11 protein-coding genes are annotated in these 9,859 nt (G+C 59.7%); all 11 read right to left on the bottom strand.

Going from position 1 to position 9,859, the window contains the following annotated elements:
• Positions 1-188: 188 nt before the first annotated feature.
• Positions 189-1,061 (bottom strand): type II secretion system minor pseudopilin, encoded by an 873-nt coding sequence (locus AC6FTP_RS23550; RefSeq protein WP_497209353.1) that lies wholly within the window; start codon positions 1,059-1,061, stop codon positions 189-191.
• A 72-nt stretch (positions 1,062-1,133) separates the two neighbouring features.
• Positions 1,134-2,150, bottom strand: a complete 1,017-nt coding sequence (locus AC6FTP_RS23545) for a PulJ/GspJ family protein (RefSeq protein WP_497209352.1) — start codon at positions 2,148-2,150, stop codon at positions 1,134-1,136.
• Positions 2,125-2,583 (bottom strand): type IV pilus modification PilV family protein, encoded by a 459-nt coding sequence (locus AC6FTP_RS23540; RefSeq protein WP_497209351.1) that lies wholly within the window; start codon positions 2,581-2,583, stop codon positions 2,125-2,127. Before AC6FTP_RS23540 ends, AC6FTP_RS23545 begins: the two co-directional genes overlap by 26 nt.
• 8 nt (positions 2,584-2,591) lie before the next feature.
• Complete coding sequence (locus AC6FTP_RS23535; protein ID WP_497209350.1) at positions 2,592-3,314, bottom strand: pilus assembly FimT family protein; 723 nt, start codon at positions 3,312-3,314, stop codon at positions 2,592-2,594.
• A 14-nt stretch (positions 3,315-3,328) separates the two neighbouring features.
• Positions 3,329-3,778 (bottom strand): type II secretion system major pseudopilin GspG, encoded by a 450-nt coding sequence (gene gspG / locus AC6FTP_RS23530; protein WP_497209349.1) that lies wholly within the window; start codon positions 3,776-3,778, stop codon positions 3,329-3,331.
• Positions 3,779-3,855: 77 nt separating this feature from the next.
• Positions 3,856-5,094 (bottom strand): type II secretion system F family protein, encoded by a 1,239-nt coding sequence (locus AC6FTP_RS23525; RefSeq protein ID WP_497209348.1) that lies wholly within the window; start codon positions 5,092-5,094, stop codon positions 3,856-3,858.
• A 296-nt stretch (positions 5,095-5,390) separates the two neighbouring features.
• Complete coding sequence (locus AC6FTP_RS23520) at positions 5,391-5,630, bottom strand: addiction module protein (RefSeq protein ID WP_497209347.1); 240 nt, start codon at positions 5,628-5,630, stop codon at positions 5,391-5,393.
• 44 nt (positions 5,631-5,674) lie between these two features.
• Positions 5,675-7,369, bottom strand: a complete 1,695-nt coding sequence (locus tag AC6FTP_RS23515; protein WP_497209346.1) for a GspE/PulE family protein — start codon at positions 7,367-7,369, stop codon at positions 5,675-5,677.
• A 57-nt stretch (positions 7,370-7,426) separates the two neighbouring features.
• Positions 7,427-8,002 (bottom strand): DUF4112 domain-containing protein, encoded by a 576-nt coding sequence (locus tag AC6FTP_RS23510; RefSeq protein ID WP_497209345.1) that lies wholly within the window; start codon positions 8,000-8,002, stop codon positions 7,427-7,429.
• A gap of 1 nt (position 8,003) precedes the next feature.
• Positions 8,004-8,723: a DNRLRE domain-containing protein gene (locus AC6FTP_RS23505; RefSeq protein ID WP_497209344.1), complete on the bottom strand. Its 720-nt coding sequence runs from the start codon at positions 8,721-8,723 to the stop codon at positions 8,004-8,006.
• On the bottom strand, positions 8,720-9,859 hold a 1,140-nt coding region (locus AC6FTP_RS23500), incomplete at its 5' end, for a DNRLRE domain-containing protein (protein ID WP_497209343.1). The genes AC6FTP_RS23500 and AC6FTP_RS23505, both read right to left, overlap by 4 nt.

Raw genomic sequence — 9,859 nt, 5'->3', positions numbered from 1 at the left:
CGCCCGCAGTCATGACCGCTAGCATCAGGAGATTGGCAGCGACGTGATTTCGGGCGAACCAGGCGATCATGGGGGAGGCAGTTGGGAGGACGGAATGGCTGTTTTGAGCGTGTCGAGATGCAGAGGACGGGCAAATGACGAATGATGAATTCCGAATGACGAAGTTTCGGATGTCATGAACGACACGCTTATTCCTCAATACGCGCCAGATAGGTCAAAGAGCGATCTTCTCCACGCCTTGCGACGACGATGATCTGCTTTCGCTTATCGCCCACATACCCGGTGCTGGTGATGCGGCGGAGGTCATCATCGCTGGTGAGGATGCCTTGGAGGCTCTGCGCGTTTTCGCCAGTGATGTTGAGGAGGCGGAAGGCCTCGCCATCGGAGATGCGCTGGTCGTCTTCGGTCCCAGGGATGCCGTCGGCACCGTCGCGTTTGAGGATGTAGCTATCGACATCCTTCTCGGCGGCACCCGAGACGGCAATGAGGGTTTCTTTGAAGGCGGTGCGCAGGTCGATGGTGCCATCACCATAGACGGAGAAGAACTCGCGCCAGTCCGGCTTCAAGCGATCTACGACGCCCATGCCGCGGACGAGCAGCATTTCATCTGTGTGGGTGAAGCCGGTGTTACGTGGCAGGTCAAAGACGCCGAGGCCTTCGTAATACTCGGTTTCAGCGCCGTTGGAGCGGGCCTCTTTATTGCTGTCCACCCAGTCGGCGAGGGATTCGGTGACGATGGCCGCTTCGTCGCCATTCAGACCCCAGCGCATGAAGAGATCGTAGATGGCCTCGCGGAGGCGTTCATCGGTCACGAGATTGATGGGGATGCGCGCGCCTTCGTAATTGATGACGACATCGAAGCCGCTGTCGGTGCCGACCTTCTGCTTGAGGGCTTTGTCACCACGGCGCATGTCGGGATGTAGACCCACGGCGAGGCCGCTTTCGGCCATGTGCAAGGCGCGGAACTCGGCGGCATCAATGATGGCTTCTGAGGCGCTGTAGTTGAGAAATTGCGCGAGGCCCATGACCACCATGGACATGAGCAGGAGAGCCCAGATCATGAGCATCAATGCGGAGCCTTGGTGAGGCAAGCGGCTGCGATGTGAAGTGCGAGTCATGAGATACAAAGAGTATTAGCGACCTCCGCCTCCTTGGCTGGAACTGCTGCTTCCAGTGGTTTGCCCTCCTCCGGGTGAACCACCGCCAGGGCGACTACCGCCGCCCTGATTTCCTCCAGGGCCACCGCCGCCTGGACGACCTCCGCCATCACCACCTGGGCGACCGCCTCCTTGACCGCCACTACCTGGGCGACCTCCCCCTTGGCCTCCGCCGCCACCATTGTTACCTCCGCCGTTGTTGGCGCCACCACCCTGGTTGTTTTGATTGCTGGTGTTGCTGTTGGCCGAGGGGCTGCTGGTCGTTGTGGATGTTGTTCCATTCCCAGCCACCAGTTTGATCGTCGGCACGCTGTAAACCATGCGTATGGGCAAGGTGCGGTCCTTCATCACGAGCTGGATGTCGATGAGGTCAGGCCAATCGCTGTCATCCCATTCTTCGAGCCAGGTCTGGTCGGCTTCTTTGTAAAAGCGCCACTTTACACTGACTACCTCTGGCAGCAGGGGCATCCAGTAGCGGCCTTGTTCATCAGGAGCGGAGAGGCCAGTGGTTTCCTGACGCAGGGCCATGCCGTTCGCATCGGTTTGGGGAATGAGATCTTCGCGGGAAAGACAGAGGTAATTCAAGAGCGCGCCGTTTTGATCGGTGACGGCGTTTGGGTCAGGTCGCAGTCCGAGGATGGTGTCCTTGTAGGAGAGGGGATTGAAGCCGAAGCCGAAGGAATGAGGCGCGCCGCTGATGGTGATTTCCTGGCCGGAGGTGGTGGGCGAATTTGGGTCGAGCAGGGTGAGCGTCAGCGTCGCTGTGCTCGGCATCGTGGTGAAAGTGCGGCGGCAGAGGTCGAGAAAGCGATTGATGGAGTCGTTCTCCCGCTGGATGCGCTCGATCTCCGCTGCGCCTCGGACGCTGCCCTGGATGAGGGCAAACAAGGTGCCCGTGATCATGCCGAGGATCGTCATGGCGATGACGATCTCGATGAGCGTGAAGGCGGACGCGTGGCGCGCGGCCTTATTTCTGCGCGGGTTTGTAAACATAGACGTCCACGGTTTCTTCGCGTTGCTCCGCCCCGACGGTGTAGAGGGCGATGACTTTGAGATTGTACATGTCAGCCAGGGTGCCGCCGCGTGTCATGATCAGGCTCACGGGTTCCAAGGTGCTGGTGTAGGTGACTTCGAGCGCAGGATCGGTGGTGGTGGTGGCCATCTCGGTCATCGGCTTGCGGCGGATCTCTTCGACAAAGGATCGGAGGCCGATGCGGATGCGCTGCTCCTTGTTCAGAATGTTCGCCACCTCCATGGAGGCATTCAGGGTTCGCGCGAGGCCGAGCACGCCGATGGAGAAGATGGAAAGAGCGATGATGAGCTCCAGGAGGATGTAGCCGGAGTGCCGACGAGTCGTCGGCATCATGGAGCAGCCGACGAGTCGTCGGCCTTGAGGTTGAAAGCCGACGAGTCGTCGGCGCTCCATGGTAGTGTTCATTTCAGATCCACGACCTCCCGTGTGATGTCTGCCGTGAGGGCGTTGAACTCGACGTCGAAGATGGAGCTCTCGCGTTCGAGGTGCAGCTTCAGCGGAATGCAGATGCCGGTGGGCTGAAAGACCCAGAGCTTCACCACCTCGCCACTCACCGGGGTCTCCTGAACTTCATTCCAGAACTTGAGCGTGTATTGGACGTCGGTGGGCAGGTTGTAATGCTCGTTCCAGTTGTCGTCGAATTTCTGGGCAGTGGGCGCGAGTGGGAGGTCGGTCTTCGGCTTGTCACCGGCTCCAGCATCGAGATCTGCATCTGCGTCGTCGGCATTCGGATTGAGGCGAAATTGCCCGCTTTCCGCCTGTTCCATGAACTCCGACAACTCTGCAAACTGGAGATAAGGGCTGAAGTAACGCGAAGCGACAAAGCCACCCTGATAAAACGCCACCTGATAAGGTCGCTTCTCCCGCATGGCCCGCAGCCGCGCCTCTTTGGCGAGACGAACCAGCTCGATCACCGGCTGCCTCGCGAGCTGCTCATCCCGCCAGCCTTTGAACATCGGCACCGCCGCGGCAGCAAGGACCGTGAGGATGGTGAGGGCGATGACGATCTCGACGAGGGAGAAGCCGGAGCGAAATGACGAATGGCGAATGGCGAATGACGAAGGTCTGGAGAGGTTTCCCAGGTCTTCGATGCGGCACTTCAATCTGAGTTTGTCATTCGTCATTCGGGTTTCGTCATTCACTTCGTCGCCGTCTGCGGCCAGTTGCCGATGTCATCTTCGGTGCCGTCAGTGAGGTCTTTGCCGGATGACCAGACATCATAGGGCTTCTTGGATTTCTGGGCAGGGAAGCGATATTTGTATTCCATGCCCCAGGGGTCTTTCGGCACGGCTTCGAGAAGGGCGTTCCACTTCTCGGGCAGGGGCTCGGTAGTAGGTCTTTCGACGAGGGCTTTCAGGCCCTGCTCCGTGGTCGGGGCGCGCATATTGCGGGCTTCATAAAGTTGGAGCTGGGTCATGATGTTTTGCAGGTCGCCATCGACTCGGGTCTCTTTGGCGACATCGACGTTGCCTTTCAGCATGTAGATGGAGCCAGCGGCGAGGATGGAGATGATGGTGAGCACGATCACGATCTCGATGAGGGTGAAACCGGAGGCTCGGCGGAGGTGGCGGGGCGTATGGATGGTCATGGCTTTTTTACAGGATTAACAGGATGGGAGGATTAACAGGATTCTGACAGGAAGGTTGCGGCAGGTGAAGAGCGAATTTAGACGCGGCTGCGGATGCCGTTCACGGAGGAGAAGACGGCGGAGATGATGGAGTAGGCCACGACACCGACAATCACGGCCATGAAAAGGATGATGATGGGCGAGATCATGGCGGTCATGCGCTTGATGCGTTTATCCAGCTCCTTGTCGTAGCGCGTGGCGGCTTTTTCGAGGGATTTACTGAGGCTACCGGTCTGCTCGCCGATGGCGATCATATCGACGAGCATGAGCGGGAAGTGGCTGACCTTTTTCAGCGAGCTGGAAAGGGAACTGCCTTCTGCCACGAGGCCGGTGACTCGTGCGAGCAAGGTCTGGATGAAGACATTCGCCGAGATCTTCGAGACAAGGCGGATGCTATTTAGCAAAGGCACACCATGGCCGACGAGGCTGCCCATGCTGTGGGCAAACTGGGCGTAGAAACGCGTGGCGAGCACGGGGCCAAAGAGTGGCAGCTTCATCTTCGTCTCATGCCACCACATAAGGCCCGCAGGCGTGGCGACGTAGGCTTTGAAGCTGAGCGCGATGATGACCACGACTGCGAGAATGGCCCACCACCAGGCGGCGAGGAAGCTGTTGAAGCTGATGAGCATCTGGGTGGCCATCGGGAGCTGCTGGCCGCCTTTATCCAGGAGGTCGGTGATCTGCGGGACCATGACAGTCATGAAGACGATCATCAGCACCGCGCAGGCTCCGACGAGGAAAGCCGGGTAGATCATCGCCTGCGTGACCTTGGATTGCAGTTCGGCGATGACCACGAGGTTTTGTCCAAGCCTGCGCAAGATGGGGGCAAGTGAGCCGCTGACCTCCCCGGCAGCCACGAGATTGCAGTAAAGCTCATCAAAACTCGGCGAGGCCTTCTTCAGCGCCTTCGCCACTGTGGAGCCTTCGCGGAGTTGATCCCGCAGGATGTTGGAGACACGGCGCAGGGCGAGATCCTCTTGCCGCTCGGTGATGACGCGCAGCGCCTGATCGATCTGCAATCCGCCATCGAGCATGTCCGCCAATTCCTCGGTGAAGAGGATGATCTGAGCCCGCTTGAGCTTCACCGGCGTGTTGTCCTCCACCTTCGCCGCTGCACTGGCGGCAGCCTTGGCGCTCTTGGCTTCTTCAGCGACTTTCACCGGCGTCAGTGCCTGCGCTTCGAGCTTCCGAAACGCCTCCGCACGCGAGTTCACGGCGAGACTTCCAGTGACGGTCTGGCCGGAGGTGTTTAAGGCGGTGTAGGCGAAGGTGGGCATGTTTTAGCGTTTGCGGAGTATCTGGCGGACGGTTCGTGGACTGCGACGGCTGTCGATGATGGCGGCTATCTTCAAACTGTCTTGATCCACCAGATAGTAGATGCCGTGAGGGAAGCGCTTCGATGCATAAAAGTGAAAGCCAAAACGTTTGCGGTGAACACCCGCGATGCTGATCAGGGAATGAAGTTCAGGCTAAATGTTGTCGAGGAAATACCAGCCGGCACCGGGTTCATCCTCTTCATAAAAGTGGAAGCAGTCTCGAAGATCTTGTTTGGCATCATCTTCGACGACCAGCTTCATGCGAGTTCCTTTCGAAGATCATCAAATGCTTGATCGAGGTCATGCCAGACGGCTTTTCCACTCTCGATCTTCTCCATGCGTTCCTGAAGAATTTCTTCGTGCCAGGCAGGAGGCTCGATTTCGGCCTCATGGCCATCGACGACATCCTTCCAGAGAAACTGGAAGACCTTCCACTTCTGGTCAGCGTTGAGGTTCTCGAGTGGCAAATCAATGGGAGGATTGGCAGCGATGATCATGGTGCGAGGATAATGATGCTGGAGGGTTTGGCAATGCTGACGGGCTACTCACTCGCCGCCGTGACGGTCATGACTTCTTCCAGGGTGGTGATGCCTTCGCTGGCTTTGCGGAAGCCGTAGTGGCGCATGGGGATCATGCCGTCGCTCAGGGCCTGGGCTTTGAGTTCCATGGCGGTGGCGCGGAGGTTGATCTTCTCCTGGAGCTTTTCGGTCATCATGCAGATTTCCATGATGGCGAGGCGGCCGCTGAAGCCAGTGCCACGGCACGAACGGCAGCCGACGGGGCGGAAGAGCTTCGTCTTCCACTCCATGGGAAAGCCGATGGCCTTGAGGTAGCTGTCCTCATGATGGGCGGGCTCTTTGCAATGCGGGCAGAGGGTGCGGACGAGGCGCTGGGCCTGGAAAGCACGCACGGAGGAGGAGACCATGAAGGGCTCGATGCCCATGTCTAAAAGACGGGAGATGCCGCCGACGGCGTCGTTCGTGTGGAGCGTGGAGAGCACCAAGTGACCCGTCAAAGCACCGCGGATGGCGATCTCGACGGTCTCCTGGTCGCGCATTTCTCCGACCATGATGACGTTCGGGTCGCCACGAAGAATGGAACGCAGGCCAGCGGCGAAGGTGAGGTCGATCTCGGGCTTCACGGCGATCTGGATGATGCCGTCGAGCTTGTTTTCGACCGGGTCTTCGATGGTGACGATGCGGCGCTCTTTGGTGTTCAGCTCTTTGAGCAAGGTGTAGAGCGTGCTGCTCTTCCCGGAACCGGTGGGGCCGGTGATGAGGATGATGCCGTTCGGCGCGGCGATGAGTTTGCGGAACTTCGCCTCGGTATCGGGATCGAGCCCGAGGGAGCCCATGTCGAACTTCTTCCGCGTGAGCAAACGAAGCGCCACGGACTCGCCATTCACGCTGGGAATAGTGGCGACGCGGACGTCGATGGGCTCGCCATCGAGTTCGAGATTGATGCGGCCATCCTGCGGCATTCGGCGCTCGGCGATGTCAAGGTGCGCCATGATCTTGAGGCGCGAGATGAGCGAGTTTTGCAGCAGGCGCATGTTTGGCGGCACGGGCACTTCGATGAGCTTGCCATCGACGCGGTAACGGATGCGCAGGTCGCGCTCCAGGGGCTCGACATGGATGTCCGTGGCGCGTTCCTTCAGGCCTTCGCGGAAGACTTGGTTCACAAAGTTGAGCACCGTGGCCTCTTCGTCGGCTTCATCGAGCACGGTGGTCTCCTGCTTCATGTCGTCGTCATCAAGCGTGCCTTCGCGGCCTTCGAGGAGTTCTTCGAAGTTCTCGGCACCGACTCCGTAGCCTTGATGCAATGCTTCGAGGATGCGGTGACGGCTGGCGATCTTCCAGTGGACGCGCTTGCGCAGTTCCTGACCGACGGCCTGACGTGCGCCGAGGTCGAAGGGGTTGTAGGTCAGCAACGTGGCTTCTTGAGCGCTGACGTGGGTGGGGAAGATGCGATGACGCAGGGCGAGCTTGGCGGGGAAGCGGTTGTGCAGACCTTCCTGCACTTCGTCGTCGTCTTTGTCATAAGGCATCCGCAGGGCGTCGGCGAGCTGGGAGAAGAAGGTCTCTTCATCGACGATGTTCGCATCGAGCAGGGCCTCGATCAGTGGCTGGCGTTTGTCGGTGGCATCGTCGAGGGCGTGGCGGAGTCTCGCTTGATCACGGCAGCCGGCTTTTTGCGCGGCGGAAAGGAGTACATCAGGGAGCGAGATCGAAGTCATGTGGGGAGGGGCGGCTTTAGAACGCCTGAACACTGGAGAGGTTGCGTCAAATTGCCGTCAATTCGCGCCGATGCCGAAAACGGTGCGCAGGACATAGACATAGCCGATAAACAACCCGGCGAGCAGCAGCGCGAGTGTGGCGATGATGAAGCCGAGCGCGGCGAAGAGGCGTCCTGTGCTGGCCTTGACCTTGTCCTGATGTCCGGCCTGCCATTGCTGGAGCAGGGTGAGGTTGCGGGAGTTGGATTTGAAGAAGGCTGAGGCGACAGGGCCGAGGGCCGGAATGTAGTCGAAGAGGGTGTTGAGCAGCAAATTGCCACCCATGCGCAGGAGCACGGGGACGCTGATACCGGTGCGGATGGCCTCAAACAAGATGATGATGCCGCCGCCCGAGGCCACGGTGCTACCGACTCCGGGGACGAGCGCCAGGATGGGATCGAGCCCGATCTTGAAGTCAGTGCCGGGGATGCGCAGGAAGTTGTCGAGCCAGCGGGCGAGGAACTTCGCGATCTCGGACTCGACGGGTTTGCCCTTTGCCGTCTTGCCAAACATCGCCTCGCCGAGGCCGGGCTGCGCCTGACCGGGACGGAGGATTTCGTCGATGTGGATCTCGTTGGGGAGTTCGGGCTGCATGTCAGGCGATGATACGCACGCGCCTTGCCAAAATCACGGTCAAGCCAAGGAAGATCAGCAATACGCGGCCCGGCTCTGGGGAGGCGGTAATGATCAGCGCGGGGCGGCTGGCTGCCGTGCCGAAGTTTCGTGCGTTCACCACGAGGCTGGCATTTGGATCACTGCTAGCGGAGAGCTGGAGGCTGGCGATACCGCCACTCGTCAGGTCATTGACGAAGCCTGCCGTGCTGGTGAGCGCATACTGCGTGGTGCCGAGCCCGCCGTTGTAGGCGAGCATTCCCATGCTCTGGCTGCCGCTGGAAACAACGGCTGGCAGGCCATTCCAGGTGATGCCGGACTCCGTCCACGAGTCGGTGGCGAGCCAGTCCACATCCACGTTCCCGGCAGCGTTGGCGTTGAAGGTCACGTTGTTGGGAACCACGGCGGTGAGTTCAAGGAGAATGCTTTCGATGCTCCAATTCCCCGCGCCGTAAGCTGTGTCGAGCGCAGAGGTGGCGACGGCTAGATCGAACTTCAGCAGGCTGGCAAACTGACCGTTCGTGTTCCCCGCTCCGGAGCCGGAGATGACAAGCGCGCCGGAGCCACCGAAGTTGGTCGTGGCTGCCGCAGCACGGATGTAGGCATCGCCGCTATTTGGCGTGCTGTTATTAGGTCGGAGAGTGATCGTGGTGGCGGCCTGCGCGGTGATCGCGAGTGTGAGGAAGAGCAGGCTGCGGATCATGGCGCGCGTAGGATTTCCAGACGGACAAAGCGTTTCTCATTGGAGCCAGCGGCGAGGGTTTCACTCACCGTAACGAGACGGATGGTGCCGGAGACGGTGCTTTCGGACAGGACGTTGCCGCCATTGTCTCCATTGGTGAATGCCCCACCCACGCTGGAGGCGATGGTGGTCCAGGCTAGGAGGTCTTCGCTGGTTTGCAGGTTGTAGGTGAGGTCTGTGGCGGATGAGTCGCGCCGGAAGGTGATGGTAAAGTCCGTGCTGTCATCAATGCCCGGCACCTGCGCGGTAGTGAACTGATCGGAACCTAGTGCGTTGTAACTCGTGGGGCTGAAGCCGTAGGCGTATTCGATCTGATTGGCGATGTTGTCACCGTCATGGTCGCCCTGTGGATCAAGGTAGGTTCCCGGAGGAGTCGTTGGGAAGTGGGTGGTGACCCACGTTTCATAGGGTGTGGGCTGGGGGACGGCGGTGTAGGTGACAGAGAGCTTCGGGCGATAAGCGACGGTGGCGTTTTCACGGCTGGCAAAACGCATGGCGGTGTAGGGTTCCACTTCCTCAGCGGCATCCCCACGCAGCATCCAGCCAAAGTTGGAGCTTGGGGTGGAGAGCCAGCTTTGTACATCTGCCAGCAAGGTTCCTCCCGTCCATGTTTGCACAGGCTCAGAGAGGAAATTGCCAACGGCCCGGGTGGCCGATGGTGTGACGATGTAATTGCCCTCTCCTCCCTGGGCTGCCCATAAAACGGGCGTGGTGGTGCTGAAAAAGCGATGAGTCCAGGTGGCATCATTGGTGGTTCGGGTGGTGCCCGTACCACCAGGCTCACCGGCATTGGACGTGCCTTCGCCCCAGTCTGCTGTGAGCTTGTGCAGGCCGAAGTTGAAGTCCTGAGCGATCTGTTTGGTGATGGTGAGTGAGACGCTGGCACTGGTCAGCGTGGCGCCGACAGGGACCGAGCTGAGATCGAAACGAACCATGGCACGACGGCGAGTTTCGCCACCAGCAGCCCCCGTGAGCCCAGCGAAAATATGCGGCCCCTTGGCATTGCTGTTGGTGCTGCCTTCGTAAATGGTGTTGTCCCGGTTGGCCGTGAGATTGACAGTGGCGGAGCTGATGGTCTGGATTTTGTAGATGGTGCC

Source organism: Prosthecobacter sp., assembly GCF_044378005.1.
Taxonomy (GTDB): Bacteria; Verrucomicrobiota; Verrucomicrobiia; order Verrucomicrobiales; family Verrucomicrobiaceae; genus Prosthecobacter.
The sequence above is the reverse complement of the archived record's forward strand: the minus strand, read 5'-3'. Positions and strand labels throughout refer to the sequence as shown.

What these genes read in the sequence shown, in the direction of transcription:
- AC6FTP_RS23550 (WP_497209353.1), bottom strand. Translation starts at nt 1,061, where the DNA reads ATGATCTGGGCTCTCCTGCTCATGTCCATGGTGGTCATGGGCCTCGCG.
- AC6FTP_RS23545 (WP_497209352.1), bottom strand. Translation starts at nt 2,150, where the DNA reads ATGTTTACAAACCCGCGCAGAAATAAGGCCGCGCGCCACGCGTCCGCC.
- AC6FTP_RS23540 (WP_497209351.1), bottom strand. Translation starts at nt 2,583, where the DNA reads ATGGAGCGCCGACGACTCGTCGGCTTTCAACCTCAAGGCCGACGACTC.
- AC6FTP_RS23535 (WP_497209350.1), bottom strand. Translation starts at nt 3,314, where the DNA reads ATGACGAATGACAAACTCAGATTGAAGTGCCGCATCGAAGACCTGGGA.
- gspG (WP_497209349.1), bottom strand. Translation starts at nt 3,778, where the DNA reads ATGACCATCCATACGCCCCGCCACCTCCGCCGAGCCTCCGGTTTCACC.
- AC6FTP_RS23525 (WP_497209348.1), bottom strand. Translation starts at nt 5,094, where the DNA reads ATGCCCACCTTCGCCTACACCGCCTTAAACACCTCCGGCCAGACCGTC.
- AC6FTP_RS23520 (WP_497209347.1), bottom strand. Translation starts at nt 5,630, where the DNA reads ATGATCATCGCTGCCAATCCTCCCATTGATTTGCCACTCGAGAACCTC.
- AC6FTP_RS23515 (WP_497209346.1), bottom strand. Translation starts at nt 7,369, where the DNA reads ATGACTTCGATCTCGCTCCCTGATGTACTCCTTTCCGCCGCGCAAAAA.
- AC6FTP_RS23510 (WP_497209345.1), bottom strand. Translation starts at nt 8,002, where the DNA reads ATGCAGCCCGAACTCCCCAACGAGATCCACATCGACGAAATCCTCCGT.
- AC6FTP_RS23505 (WP_497209344.1), bottom strand. Translation starts at nt 8,723, where the DNA reads ATGATCCGCAGCCTGCTCTTCCTCACACTCGCGATCACCGCGCAGGCC.